The sequence below is a fragment of the Nocardioides sp. zg-1228 genome, assembly GCF_017086465.1.
Classification (GTDB): domain Bacteria; phylum Actinomycetota; class Actinomycetes; order Propionibacteriales; family Nocardioidaceae; genus Nocardioides.
In genome coordinates this window covers 3,531,451-3,543,868 of record NZ_CP070961.1, presented here as the reverse complement: position 1 = coordinate 3,543,868, position 12,418 = coordinate 3,531,451, and the positions used below count along the sequence as shown (strand labels likewise).

The following is a 12,418-nucleotide window of genomic DNA, read 5'->3' as shown; positions in this document are numbered from 1 at the left end:
GCTCAGGGGCTCGGCGCCGTGGCCGGGCTGGCGGTCTCTTACGGCTGGTCGGTGGTCGGTCCCGCGCGTGCGGCGCTTTCCGATAAGGACCAGCTGGCCGCCCTGTGGCTCGTGAGCATCCGGACGCGGCTGTGTGCTTTGCTGGTGGTTACCCCACCGCTCGTGATTCTGTGTCTTGCGTCTATGCCCGAAGGCTCGAGGCTCCTAGGGATCTCCGTCGCCCTCGCTACATCTCTGGTCGGCTTCTCGCTGACCTGGTTTGCCGTCGGTACCGGACAGCCCAGGCAACTCGTTGTGTTCGATGCCTTGCCCCGCGCTTTCGGCAGCGTGGCCGGAGCCAGTCTCGCGGCATGGACAGGGGATGTCCTCTACTTCCCGATTGTCTTCGCTGTCTCGATCATCTTGCCGGTGATCGCCTTCAGTTGGCGCGAGCGACGGGCCGCCACAACGATCGTGAGACCAATCGTTCGGCACGGCGCCATGGTTCAGGCCGCAGCGACGGAAGTCATCGCAGGCAGCTATACGGTCGGCGCTTCAGCGTTGGTCGGACAGGTGACGTCGGCCGCGACAGTCGCCACCTTCAATTCGGGGGAGCGGCTGACGCGCGCAGGCGCCGTCGCCATCTCGGTGACCGGTAACAGCCTCATGGGGTGGGTGGCGCGAGCCGAGGGGCCCGCCTTCGTCAGACGTTGCGCGGTCGCGGCCGCGGCGCACGCCGGCATCGGAATGCTGGGGCTGTCGGTAATCGTCGTTGCCGGACCCGAACTCACGGGGCTGCTGTTCGGGGAGTTCAGAATGGCACAGGAAGACTGTGTCTGGTTTGGCTGCTACTACCTACTGTGGTCCCTCGAAACCGTCACGGGTCGGCATGTGCTGGCCAACAAGCACCAGACAAGACCGCTCCTGCTGAGCACCCTCGTCGGCGGGGTGTTCGGGCTTGTGGGTGTCCCGGTTGCTGCTGGTGCGATCGGCTCGACAGGGGCGGTGATGGCCATGTGCGGCGCCATGGCCATCATCGTGCTCCTCGAGGTGCCGGTTGCGGCATCCGTGCTGCGCCGTGAGTGGCGCGCCGCGCCAGAGCGACGCGCCGATGTCAATGCCTTCCGCGCCTAGCCGTCAGTCGCAGCAGGTGGAGCACCTACGCGTGTTCCCGGGCCGGTTGCTCGTGCTGTGATCCGCGCGTCCTGTGATCTCTGCTGCAATGGCGGCGCCGCCGTCCGAGCTATCAGGAAGGGTCGCGAGGGTCATGGGTGTCGGGGTCTGCCACAGGATGCGCCACATGAACAGCGGAGCGTGGTGGCGAGGATGTCTGCCAGTTCGCAGGGGCCGCCCCCAAGCCAGTGCGCCGTTGCTCCCTTGAGTACGCCCCCACGGCAGCTGCTCACGCGCGCAGTGCTCGTTGCCCATCCACCTTTCGCACGGTGGGCGCCGTGGCCCCCGTCCATCCGGCCAATGTGTGACGTCCGACAGTGCAGAACGGCCCCGCTCGAACCCTTGTGGGCTTGAGCGGGGCCGTGGCGGAGCCGGGCGTATGTGCCAAGGATCAGTCGGGCAGGCAATGGGCGTCGTATCATCGCCGGGTCATGCAGACCGATGCCCCGAGACCCGCCTCCCGCCGCGAGGTCCGAGGCCTGCAGGCGAGCGTGCTCTTTCTCGGAGCTGGGTTCCCGATCGTCACGGGCTTCTCGGTCGGCAACGTCGGTCAGGCGATCTCCCTATTCCTGCTGCTCCCGGCGATGCGCCGGCTGAGCCAGAAGGACGTGCTCACGCTGGTTGTGGTCGTCCTCGGAATCTGCGTGTCGCCGCTGCTGCTAACCGCGCGAGGGACTGGATCGCCGAACTGGTTGCAGATCGCGTTCTTCTGCCTCGCGGCGTTGCACGTCGCGCTGGCGATAAGGCTCGCCCCACACGTCGACGCCCGAAGTGCGCTGCGGACCCCGATCAACCTGGCGGCGATCTTCCTGGCGGGGACGGCGACCTTCCAGTACGTGACCGAGCCGATCCCCTACTACGACTTTTACTACCAGGACAAATCGCACGCTGCCGTCACGGCCTACGGGCTCGCATTTCTCGTCATGTGGGCCAACAACGGCGTGTCGCGATTCGCGCTGGCCGGCGCCGTCTACGCGGCATCGCTGCTCACTGCATCCCGGCTGGTGGCCCTCGGTGCGCCGCTGTTCCTGCTCGCCGCGCTCCTCGAGTATCGCCGCACCCGAAGACTCGCGATGGACCCCGGCCGGATCTACCTGCACCACCTCGTGCTGTGGTCGCTCCCGGTCGTGCTGGTGTACGTGGCCCGCAGCGCCATCTCGAAGACCCTCGGTGCGCGGCTCCAGAGCTTCCAGGACGACTCCCTGGCCGCTCACATCGAGCTCATCCGGCTGGCGTTCGAGTTGAAGTTGGCCGACGTCGGGATCCTGTTCTTCGGGGTGGGGCCGGGTGGGTTCGCGTCCGGGCTGCGCGACCAGGGGATCTCGCTCTTCTTCCTCGGTTCGCGCGACCCCGGCGCGATCCAAGCGCTGCGTGGTGACTTCGCGCCTATCCACTCGGCCAACGCATCCGTGCTCGTCGAGTTCCCACTGTGGGTGGCGCTGGCGTTCATGGTGCTGTGGCTCGGCGTGCTGCGCCGGCTCTGGCGTCAGCGCGAGTGGAACATCCTGCTGATGTGCCTCGGCCTACTGCTGGTGACGACGTTCTACAGCAGCCACAACGAGTTCTTCTATTGGGCGTTCCTGTCGGTGGCTTGCCTCGCGGCCTACCACGTGCCCGTCGAGCCCAAGGACCGCAAGAGCAAGGACCGGCCCCCGGTCGGGACCGGGTCCGACCAGCCCCGACCCAGGCAGCAGGCGTCGTTGCGGAGCCGCTAGGTCGCGGTGACATCTCGGTGTACTCGCTTGCTGCGACAACGAGACTGGGAGAGGCCGTTGCCCGCCGCCAGGAAGTTGCCCGCCGCCTTGGCGCTCGGGTTGCCCACATTGACCTCGCCGCACGCGTTGGCGCGCACGCAGTAGTGAGCGCCGGTGATCCTCACGTACTCGCCCTCGGCCGGGATGTTCGCGCCCATGTAGACCACGGTCTCGCCGTTGAAGTTGATGGCGTACGCCGCCTACGCCAAGGCCGGACGGGTCGGACGCGTCGTTGATGTCGATGCCGTTGTCGCCGTAGTTGTGGACCTGGTTGCCGCGGGTCACAATGCCGTTGTTCTTCTGCACCGGGATACCGATGTGGTCGCAGTCAGGGATCGCCGGACACGACGAGAGGGAGGAAGTGAAGCCGGTCCCTTGGTCGATCCGCGGGGTGTGAACACCCTCACGAACGCGAATGTGTACCCCGACAGAGCTGGAGGGTCGCCCCGTAGAGCGCGGAGCGGATCACGGCCCTGACTTGGACCCCGTCCTCAGCTGGCGCTGTTGATCATGCCCGCGCCGACGGTGACCCCGGTGGCCTCGTCGATGAGGATGAACGAGCCCGTGGTGCGGTTCTTCGAGTAGGGGTCGCACAGCAGCGGCACGGTGGTGCGCAGCTGGACGCGGCCGATCTCGTTGAGCCCGAGCTCGCCGGCCTCCTGGTCGCGGTGCAGGGAGTTGACGTCCAAGCGGTACTGGATGTCCTTGACCATCGCACGGCCCGTGCGGGTGGTGTGCTTGATGGCGAGCTTCTGGCGCGGGCGCAGGGGCTCGTTGGTCATCCAGCAGATCATCGCGTCGATGTCCTGGCTGGGCTTGGGCGCGTTCTTGGGCCGGGCGATCATGTCGCCGCGCGAGACGTCGACGTCGTCGTCGAGGTGGATGGTCACCGACATGGGCGGGAACGCCTCGGCGATCTCGGTGTCGAAGAGCTCGACCTTGGAGATGGTCGAGGTCATGCCGCTGGGCAGCACGACGATCTCGTCGCCCTTCTTGAGCACGCCACCGGCGACCTGGCCGGCGTAGCCGCGGAAGTCGTGGTAGGCGTCGGACTTGGGGCGGATGACGTACTGCACCGGGAAGCGGGTGTCGACCAGGTCGCGGTCGGAGGCGACGTGGACGTGCTCGAGGTGGTGCATCAGCGTCGGCCCGGAGTACCACGGGGTGTTCTCGGAGCGATTGACGACGTTGTCACCCTGCAGCGCCGAGATCGGGATGACCTCGAGGTCGGGGATGTTGAGCTTCGTCGCGAAGTTCGTGAACTCCTTGTGGATGTTCTCGTAGACCTCCTGCGACCAGTCGACGAGGTCCATCTTGTTGATCGCCAGCACCAGGTGCGGCACGCGCAGCAGCGAGAGCAGCACCGCGTGGCGGCGGGACTGCTCGGTCAGGCCCTGGCGGGCATCGACGAGCACCAGGCCCAGGTCGGCGGTCGAGGCGCCGGTGACCATGTTGCGGGTGTACTGGATGTGGCCGGGGGTGTCGGCGATGATGAACTTGCGCGCGGGCGTGGCGAAGTAGCGGTAGGCCACGTCGATGGTGATGCCCTGCTCGCGCTCGGAGCGCAGCCCGTCGGTCAGCAGCGCCAGGTCGGTGTAGTCGTAGCCCTTGGACTGGCTGGTCGACTCCACCGCCTCGAGCTGGTCCTCGAAGATCGACTTGGAGTCGAGGAGCAGGCGCCCGATGAGGGTGGACTTGCCGTCGTCGACCGAGCCGGCGGTCGCGAAGCGGAGCAGGTCCATCTCGCCCTGGGCGGCGGTGTGCGCGTCGGAGGTCTGGGGGGTGCTGGCCATCAGAAGTAGCCTTCCTTCTTGCGGTCTTCCATGGCTGCCTCGGAGAAGCGGTCGTCGCCTCGCGTGGCGCCTCGCTCCGTCACCCGGGCGATGGCGATCTCGTCGATGATGGCGGCGGTGTCGGTGGCCACCGACTCCACGCAGCCGGTCTGGGTGCGGTCACCCACGGTGCGGAAGCGCACCATCTTCTTCTCGACCGTCTCGCCGCGCTTGGGCTGGATCTCGGGGCCGATGGAGAGCAGCATGCCGTCGCGCTCGACGACCTCGCGCTCGTGGGCGAAGTAGATGGAGGGGATCGCGATCTGCTCACGGTGGATGTAGTGCCAGATGTCGAGCTCGGTCCAGTTGGACAGGGGGAAGATCCGCATGTGCTCACCGGCGTGGATGCGCCCGTTGTAGAGGCTCCACAGCTCGGGACGCTGCATCTTGGGGTCCCACTGGCCGAAGTCGTCGCGGTGGGAGTAGACGCGCTCCTTGGCGCGGGCCTTCTCCTCGTCCCGACGCCCGCCACCGAACGCGGCGGTGAAGCCGTGCTCCTCGATCGCGCCGAGCAGCGTGCCGATCTGCATGCGGTTGCGGCTGGTCTTGCCGTCGTCGACCACGTGACCCGCGGCGATGGCCTCGTCGATGGTGGCCACGATCATCCGCGCACCCAGCCGCTCGACCCACGAGTCGCGGGTGGTCAGCACCTCCTCGAAGTCGAGGCCGGTGTCGACCTGCAGCAACGGGAACGGCAGCTTCGCCGGGAAGAACGCCTTCTCCGCCAGGCGGAGCATGACGATCGAGTCCTTGCCGCCGGAGAACATCAGGACCGGCTTCTCGAACTCGGCGGCGACCTCACGGAAGATGTGGATCGACTCTGCCTCGAGCTGGTCCAGCTGACTCAGCTGGTAGTCGACGTGGGTGTTGGTCATGGCGTTGCAGGGACCTCTCTAGGGACAGCAGCCATCATCGTAGCGACGGGCGGCGTGGGGGACGATTCGCACTGCCGGGCACGGTCGGACAGACTCGGAGGATGAGCCGCACTCCTCGACTCGTTCCCCGCTCCCGCACGCGGGGGCGCGCCCTGGTCGCCTGCTCCCTGGGCGTGGCGCTCGTCACCGCCGGCTGCTCCTCGAGCGGTGACGGCGAGGCCGCGCCGCCGTCCTACGAGCGGAGCGACGACGTGACGGCGGACGTGCTGCCGCAGCTCGCGGCCAACGGCGAGGACGTCGAGGCCGCCGACGACGCGGCGTGGCTGGTCGACGCCACCGTCGCCGACGTCGACGAGGGGACGCCCGTGACCCTCGTCGCCCGCACCGCCGACGGCTGGACCGAGGTCGACGAGGGGGAGACCGACGCCACGGGGTGGGTCTCCCTGACCAGCCGCGCGTCCGGTGACCTGCACGTGGTGGTCGGGGAGGGCGAGGACGCGATCGGCGCCGAGGTCTCGACCGACGACGCCCCCGCGGCGACGTTCACCGACGACTTCGACGACGACTCCGTCGACGTCGAGGGCGCGACGTGGGTGACCCGCGACCAGGGCTACATCGGCGTACGCACGTGCTCGCGCGCCAGCTCGGACGCCGCCGAGGTGACCGACGGTGTGCTGCGGCTCAGCGTGCTCGAGGACCCGGACCGCAAGGGCGACGAGTGCACGTTGCCCGGGCGCCGCAAGAAGTTCCCCTACCGCCTCAACGGCCACGTCGGCACCGAGGGGACCGTGGGCTTCACCTACGGCTTCGCGGCCGCGCGCATCAAGACCCAGGCGGCTCGCGGTCAGCACGCGGCGTTCTGGATGCAGGCCGTCGGCGGGCAGCGCAGCGGGGGCCCCAAGAAGGGCGGCGCCGAGATCGACGTCATCGAGTACTTCGGCGGCGGCCACCCCGAGGGCGGCCTGACCAGCTTCACCTACTACCTCGACAAGGCCGGGAAGAAGCAGACCGTCGGTGGCTGGCTCCCGGACGGGAAGGAGCTCGGCGACGACTGGGCCGAGCAGTTCCACGTGTTCTCGCTGGAGTGGACGCCCGACGAGTACGTGTTCCGCATCGACGACCGGGTCACCCAGCGGCTCGAGGGGCCGACGGCCGGGCGCCCGGAGTTCCTCATCCTCAGCCTGCTGTCCTCCGACTACGAGCTGCCCCGCTTCGACGGCGAGCTGCCCGAGACGATGGAGGTCGACTGGGTGCGGGTCTGGGAGACCGGCCCGAAGCGGTAGCGCCCACGGGTCGGCGGCCTACGGCGAGTCGAGGACGAGCGTGACCGGGCCGTCGTTGACGCTCGCGACGCGCATGTCGGCGCCGAAGCGGCCGCGCTCGACGTGCGCGCCGAGCCGCTCGAGCTCGGCGCAGACGGCGTCGTAGAGCGGCTCGCTGACCGGACCCGGCGCGGCGGCCTGCCAGGTGGGTCGGCGGCCCTTGCGCGCGTCGCCGTAGAGCGTGAACTGGCTGACCACCAGCACCGGCGCGCCGACGTCGCTGGCGCTCCGCTCGTCGCGCAGCAGGCGGAGGTCCCAGATCTTGCGCGCGACCCAGGCGACCTCGGCGGTCCCGTCGTCGTGCGTCACGCCGAGGTAGACCAGCAGCCCGGGTCGGTCGAGCTCGCCGACCACCTCGCCGTCGACCCGGACGCTGGCGGAGAGGACCCGCTGGATGACCGCACGCATGGTGCAAGGATGCCGCCATGCCTGCCTCACCCGCCGACCACCTGCTGATCACGGTCGCCCCCACCGGGGCCGAGACCGCCAAGGCCGACTGCCCGCAGCTCCCCACCACCCCGGAGGAGATCGCGCGCACCGCGGCCGAGTGCGAGGCCGCCGGCGCGGCGATGATCCACCTCCACGTGCGCGACTCCGCCCACCAGCCGACGCTCGACCAGGCGCTGCTGCGCGAGTGGGTCGCTGCGGTGCGCGAGTCGTCCTCGCTCGTCGTCCAGCTGTCCACCGGCGGCTCGGTGCACGACCCGCTCGACGAGCGGTTGACGGTGCTCGACGCCGAGCCCGACTCGTGCTCGCTGACGATGGGCACCACCAACTTCGGCGACGACGTCTTCCTCAACCCCTGGCCCTTCGTCCAGGACCTCTACCAGCTCGCCCTCGCGCGCGGGGTCGCCCCGGAGTTCGAGCTGTTCGACCTCGGCCAGGTGCACGCCCTCGACCGGCTGATCCGGCAGTACGGCGTCCCGGCCGGTGGCAGGGTGCACGTCGACTTCGTCATGGGCGTGCCCGGCGGCATGCCCGGCACGGCCCCGGCGCTGGTCGCGGGCGTGGCCGCGCTGCCGCCGGAGGTCACGTCGTGGTCGGCCACCGGCATCGGCCGCTCGACCCTCGCGGTCGCGATGGCCTCGCTGTCGATGGGCGGGCACCTCCGCGTGGGCATGGAGGACGTGCTCACCATCAGCCGCGGCGTGCCGGTGGAGTCCAACGCCCAGCTCGTCGAGCGCGCGGTCGACCTCGGCCGGATCGCGCAGCGTACGCCGATGACGTCCGCCCAGTGCCGCGAGCTGCTCGGGCTCGCCTGAGCCGTCCGGGTCCTGCCGGCGGTCAGCGCCGGCGGCGCTTGCCGCCCCCGGCCGCGACGGCGTCGTCGAGCGGGGCGTAGCCGTAGCCGTAGCCGTAGCCGCTGGAGGCGGCCTTGGCCGGCGTCTGGTTGACGACCACGCCGAGCGTGGTGGCGCCGACCGAGTCGAGGCGCTCGATGGCGGTCGACAGCTGGTCGCGGGTCGTCCGCCCGTGGCTGACCACGACGACCGCACCGTCGGCGCGGGTGGCGAGCAGCGCGGCGTCGGTCACAGGCAGCAGCGGCGGGGCGTCGAGGATCACGACGTCGTAGCGTGTGCGCAGCTCGAGCAGCAGCATCTCCATCGCCTGGGACTGCAGCAGCTCCGACGGGTTGGGCGGGATCTGGCCGCACACCATGACGTCGAGCGACGTGTCGGCGTACTGCTGCATGACGTCCTCGGCACTGACCTTGCCGATCAGGACGCTGGTGGTGCCGATGGCGTCGTCGAGCTCGAGCCGGTCGGCGATGAGCGGGCGGCGGAGGTCGCACTCGACGAGCGCCACCCGCTGGCCGGCCTGGGTGAGCGTGACCGCGAGGTTGACCGCGGTGGTGCTCTTGCCCTCGCCCGGCAGCGAGCTGGTGATCACGAAGACCTTCTGCTCCTTGTCGACGTCGACGTACTGCATGTTGGTGCGCAGCACGCGGAAGGCCTCGGCCCACGGCGTCGCGGTCGACAGCACCTCGTGGGGCGAGCGCTTGGCGTCGTTGTCCTGGAAGATGTTGCCGAGGACGGGGGCCGAGGTGATCTCGGCGACGTCGTCGGCGCCCTTCACGCTGGTGTCGAGGAGCTCGCGCGCCACGGCCAGGCCGACACCCAGGAGGAGCCCGAGGATGCCGGCGAGCGCCAGGTTGCGCAGCGGCTGCGGCGCGACGGGGGAGCGGGCGACCTGGGCGTCGTCGATGAGGGTCGCCTTGACGACGGCCGCGGTCTCGCCGCGGGGCGTCTCGAGCTCCTCCACGAGGATCTGCAGCTGCTCGGCGTAGACCTGCGCGATGTCGCGGGCGCGCTCGGGGTCGGCGTCGACGGCCTCGATCTCGAGCAGCACCGTCTCCGGGACGGCCGAGGCGGTGACCTGCTCGCGCAGGTCCATCGCGTCGGTGTCGCCGAGCTCGGCGGCCACGCGCTCGGCGAGCTGGTTGCTGGTCACCAGGTCGGCGTAGGACGCCACGCGCTGGGTGGCGAAGAGGTTGCCGGTGTAGGCGCTGTTCTCGTCGGTCTGGCTTGTCGAGACGAAGATCCGGGTGGTGGAGGCATAGGTCGGGGTCACCGACCAGGTCCACACCGCGGCGACCGCCAGGACGATCAGAACACTCCCGAGAACCAGCCGCCACCGCCGTCGGACGGTGCGCCAGTAGTCCTGCAGCTCCACGCTTCACTTCCCCCTGTTGTCAACGAAACTTCGCAAAGAATAGGGGTGGTGTGGTCCTCGCCCGTCATCGTGGCGTGCAGCGGGGACGTCGCCTGCTCTACTCCCGGTCGACCTTCTTCATCCCCACGAGCCCGGGACGGTAGTCGGGGTCGTCGAGCTGGGCGATGGTCGGCGAGCCGAACATCGGCAGCCCTTGCTGCTTGCGCAGGAAGCCCCACACGATGGGAAGCACCACCAGCACGCCCAGGCCGATGCCGGCGATCAGCATGGGGTGGGTCTCCTCGACGCCGAGCGGGGCCCAGCCGGACTTGTCGAGCAGCGCGACGCCGCTCATCGTCAGCACGATGACGATGCCCCGGCGGATGAAGGACTGGGGCACGCGCGGGGCGAGGTGGGCGCCGATGATCGTGCCGGGCACCGAGCCGATGACGAGCGGGATCAGGATCCCCCAGTCGATGCCGTGGAGCGCGATGTTGGAGATCGCGGCCGCGAGCACGAGCGGCACCGCCTGGACCAGGTCGGTGCCGACGAGCTTCACCGCGGACAGGCCGGGGTAGAGCATCAGCAGGGCGATCATGATGACCGAGCCGGAGCCGACGCTGGTGATGCCCACCAGCAGTCCGCCCAGCATGCCGACCAGCAGCGTCGGGACCACGCGGATCGTCGGGTCGTCGTCGTGGACGTGGGTGCCCGAGCGGACCCGGAGCAGGTTGACGTAGAGGCGCAGGGCGTAGGTCGCCGCCGCCAGCAGGAGGGCGAAGCCGATGCTGATGATCAGCACGTGGTTGAGCTGCTCGGTGTCGTCGGTGAGCCACGCCACCAGGTGTGGCCCGAGCAGCGCCATCGGGATGGAGCCGATCATCAGCCACATGGCCAGGCGCATGTTGGGCGAGCCCTCGCGCTTGTGCACGATCGCGCCGCCGGTCTTGTAGACGGCCGCCGCGGTGAGGTCGGCGGTCACGACCGTGGCGGCCTCTCCCACGCCCAGGAACAGCAGGGCGGGGGTCATCAGGGCGCCGCCGCCCATGCCAGTCAGACCGACGACGACGCCGACGACGAAGCCGGCGACGAGGATCGAGAGGGCGGTGAGGGTCAGCAGCTCAGCCATCGGAGCCTCCTGTGGCCAGCCGGGGGACGATCACGCTCAGCATTCTCGACATTGTGTCGGCCGCGGTGTCCGCCGCCGATCGCCCGCGCCGGTAGGGGTCGGCGATGTCGTGCTCGGGCCGCGCCGCCGTACGGCGGGCGCCGATGGCCGCGACCAGCTCGCGACCGGTGAGGTCGGGGTGCTCCTCCACCGCGGCGGCGAACTGGCCCACGGTGAAGACCTTGCGGAGGTGCTGGGGGAACTCCTCCAGGATGAAGCTGCGGTGGGTGGACTCCGCGGTCAGCACCAGGTCGGCCTCGGCCATGAGCGGCGCGGTGAGGCGGCGGCTCGCGAAGCCCGACGACGTGTCCTCGGCGAGGGTGGAGACCATGACGTCGTCCATCGCGTGGCTGTCGAAGCCGTGCGTGCCCGCGCTGGAGAACTCCACACCCGAGTCGGGCCCGGCCAGGCGGCGCGCGGTGAGCTCGAGGAAGGGCGAGCGGCAGATGTTGGCGGTGCACACGAAGAGCACCTTCAGCGGCTCACCCATCGGTGCCCCGCAGGTGGAGGTAGCCGTCCTCGTCGAGCGCGACCAGGACGTCGTCGAGCGCGTCCTCGACGGTGCGCCCGGTCGTGTCGACGCGCACGGCTGGGTCGTCGGGCTCCTCGTAGGGCGAGGAGATGCCGGTGAACTCGGGGATCTCGCCGGCACGGGCCTTGGCGTAGAGGCCCTTGCGGTCGCGGCGCTCGCACTCCTCGAGGGGGGTCGCGACGTGGACGAGGAAGAACGCGCCGCCGGCGGCCTCCACCATCTCGCGCACCTGGTCGCGGGTCTCGGTGAACGGGGCGATCGGCGAGCACACAGCGACGCCGCCGTGGCGGGCGATCTCGGCGGCGACCCAGCCGATGCGGCGGATGTTGGTCTCGCGGTCGGCCCGGCTGAAGGTGAGCCCGGCCGACAGGTTGCGGCGTACGACGTCGCCGTCGAGGCTGGTGACCGTGCGGCCGCCCTGCTCGAGCAGGAGGTCGACCAGCGCGCGGGCGAGCGTCGACTTGCCGCTGCCCGACAGCCCGGTGAAGAAGAGCACGAGGCCCTGATCCTCGGGAGCCGGCTGGTCCTCGTCGACGATCGCGGCGACGGCGGCGGGGAGGTCGCCGGAGGTCTCGGTGAGGGCGTGGACCGGGTCGTCGCCGGCGTAGGTCTGCACCACCCGGGCGCCCAGGGCGTGGTCGGCCTCGGCGTCGCCGTGGGCCGGCAGCGGCACCGCGACGACCGCGGCGTCCGGCAGCAGGTCGGCCGCGGCGAGGGTGGCGCGGACCAGCGCGACGGGGGAGAGGGGGGAGGTGCCGGTGCCCGACAGCGCCAGCAGCACCACGCGGCCGAGGCCGCGCAGCTCGTCGAGGTCGGCCTCGCTCAGCGCGTCGACGACCGGGACGAACGTCGCGCCGGCGTGCTGCTCGCGCACCTGCGCGGGGGTGAGGTGCAGCCGGCGGAAGGGGCCGTACTGGGCGTGCGTCAGCGGCTCCAGCGACCCGTCGGCCGCGACGCGGGCCAGTGGCAGGCCCTCGGGGTCGACCAGCTCGGCGTCGTCCACGCCGTCGGGCAGGTCGAGGGTGACCACGCTGTCCGGCTCGTTGAAACGGGTCAGCGGGGCGTAGGCGCCGGAGACCAGGAGCTCCAGGTCGTCGAGCTCTGTCGGCGTGGGGCAGTGCTGGATCACCC

The 12,418-nt window shown here is 70.1% G+C and carries 12 protein-coding genes; 4 read left to right on the top strand and 8 right to left on the bottom strand.

Translation table 11 applies throughout. The annotated features are described in order from the left end of the window. The first annotated feature begins 18 nt into the window (after positions 1-18). Both JX575_RS17035 and JX575_RS17030 read left to right on the top strand, forming a co-directional pair. Positions 19-1,113, top strand: a complete 1,095-nt coding sequence (locus JX575_RS17035) for a hypothetical protein (RefSeq protein ID WP_186339254.1) — start codon at positions 19-21, stop codon at positions 1,111-1,113. Between the two features lie 470 nt (positions 1,114-1,583). Beyond that, the gene (locus JX575_RS17030) at positions 1,584-2,867 is read left to right on the top strand and encodes a hypothetical protein (RefSeq protein ID WP_186339253.1); all 1,284 of its coding nucleotides are present in this window, start codon (positions 1,584-1,586) and stop codon (positions 2,865-2,867) included. On the opposite strand, the gene JX575_RS17025 is transcribed toward JX575_RS17030, so the two are convergent. From JX575_RS17025 to cysD, 3 genes are all read right to left on the bottom strand, one after another. Then, positions 2,864-3,064: a hypothetical protein gene (locus tag JX575_RS17025; protein WP_186339252.1), complete on the bottom strand. Its 201-nt coding sequence runs from the start codon at positions 3,062-3,064 to the stop codon at positions 2,864-2,866. The two genes, JX575_RS17030 and JX575_RS17025, sit on opposite strands and share 4 nt — an antisense overlap. Positions 3,065-3,397: 333 nt before the next feature. Beyond that, a complete protein-coding gene (cysN, locus tag JX575_RS17020) occupies positions 3,398-4,699 on the bottom strand; it encodes a sulfate adenylyltransferase subunit CysN (protein WP_186339251.1) in 1,302 nt (433 codons plus the stop codon). After that, a complete protein-coding gene (cysD, locus tag JX575_RS17015) occupies positions 4,699-5,613 on the bottom strand; it encodes a sulfate adenylyltransferase subunit CysD (RefSeq protein ID WP_186339250.1) in 915 nt (304 codons plus the stop codon). Before cysD ends, cysN begins: the two co-directional genes overlap by 1 nt. A 101-nt stretch (positions 5,614-5,714) precedes the next feature. Between cysD and JX575_RS17010 the strand changes: the two genes are divergently transcribed. Continuing rightward, positions 5,715-6,896, top strand: a complete 1,182-nt coding sequence (locus JX575_RS17010; protein WP_186339249.1) for a family 16 glycosylhydrolase — start codon at positions 5,715-5,717, stop codon at positions 6,894-6,896. Between the two features lie 18 nt (positions 6,897-6,914). Here JX575_RS17010 and dtd read toward each other — a convergent pair whose 3' ends face one another. Next, a complete protein-coding gene (dtd, locus tag JX575_RS17005) occupies positions 6,915-7,343 on the bottom strand; it encodes a D-aminoacyl-tRNA deacylase (RefSeq protein WP_186339248.1) in 429 nt (142 codons plus the stop codon). A gap of 17 nt (positions 7,344-7,360) precedes the next feature. On the opposite strand from dtd, the gene JX575_RS17000 reads away from it, so the two are divergent. Beyond that, the gene (locus JX575_RS17000) at positions 7,361-8,197 is read left to right on the top strand and encodes a 3-keto-5-aminohexanoate cleavage protein (protein WP_186339247.1); all 837 of its coding nucleotides are present in this window, start codon (positions 7,361-7,363) and stop codon (positions 8,195-8,197) included. A 22-nt stretch (positions 8,198-8,219) separates the two neighbouring features. Here the strand turns inward: JX575_RS17000 and JX575_RS16995 are convergent, their stop codons facing one another. The 4 genes from JX575_RS16995 to cysC form a co-directional block, all read right to left on the bottom strand. Further along, a complete protein-coding gene (locus tag JX575_RS16995) occupies positions 8,220-9,608 on the bottom strand; it encodes a polysaccharide biosynthesis tyrosine autokinase (protein ID WP_186339246.1) in 1,389 nt (462 codons plus the stop codon). A gap of 97 nt (positions 9,609-9,705) precedes the next feature. Beyond that, positions 9,706-10,716 carry a sulfite exporter TauE/SafE family protein gene (locus tag JX575_RS16990; protein WP_186339245.1) on the bottom strand — a complete coding sequence of 337 codons (1,011 nt, stop codon included), beginning with the start codon at positions 10,714-10,716 and terminating at the stop codon, positions 9,706-9,708. Next, positions 10,709-11,245: a hypothetical protein gene (locus JX575_RS19725; RefSeq protein ID WP_186339244.1), complete on the bottom strand. Its 537-nt coding sequence runs from the start codon at positions 11,243-11,245 to the stop codon at positions 10,709-10,711. The genes JX575_RS16990 and JX575_RS19725 overlap by 8 nt, the downstream gene beginning before the upstream one ends. Beyond that, the gene (gene cysC, locus JX575_RS16985) at positions 11,238-12,416 is read right to left on the bottom strand and encodes an adenylyl-sulfate kinase (protein WP_241005226.1); all 1,179 of its coding nucleotides are present in this window, start codon (positions 12,414-12,416) and stop codon (positions 11,238-11,240) included. Before cysC ends, JX575_RS19725 begins: the two co-directional genes overlap by 8 nt. Between the last annotated feature and the right edge of the window lie 2 nt (positions 12,417-12,418).

Coding starts and splice junctions, on each gene's coding strand:
- JX575_RS17025 (WP_186339252.1), bottom strand. CDS start 3,064: ATGGGCGCGAACATCCCGGCCGAGGGCGAGTACGTGAGGATCACCGGC.
- JX575_RS19725 (WP_186339244.1), bottom strand. CDS start 11,245: ATGGGTGAGCCGCTGAAGGTGCTCTTCGTGTGCACCGCCAACATCTGC.
- dtd (WP_186339248.1), bottom strand. CDS start 7,343: ATGCGTGCGGTCATCCAGCGGGTCCTCTCCGCCAGCGTCCGGGTCGAC.
- JX575_RS16990 (WP_186339245.1), bottom strand. CDS start 10,716: ATGGCTGAGCTGCTGACCCTCACCGCCCTCTCGATCCTCGTCGCCGGC.
- JX575_RS17010 (WP_186339249.1), top strand. CDS start 5,715: ATGAGCCGCACTCCTCGACTCGTTCCCCGCTCCCGCACGCGGGGGCGC.
- JX575_RS17000 (WP_186339247.1), top strand. CDS start 7,361: ATGCCTGCCTCACCCGCCGACCACCTGCTGATCACGGTCGCCCCCACC.
- cysD (WP_186339250.1), bottom strand. CDS start 5,613: ATGACCAACACCCACGTCGACTACCAGCTGAGTCAGCTGGACCAGCTC.
- cysN (WP_186339251.1), bottom strand. CDS start 4,699: ATGGCCAGCACCCCCCAGACCTCCGACGCGCACACCGCCGCCCAGGGC.
- JX575_RS17030 (WP_186339253.1), top strand. CDS start 1,584: ATGCAGACCGATGCCCCGAGACCCGCCTCCCGCCGCGAGGTCCGAGGC.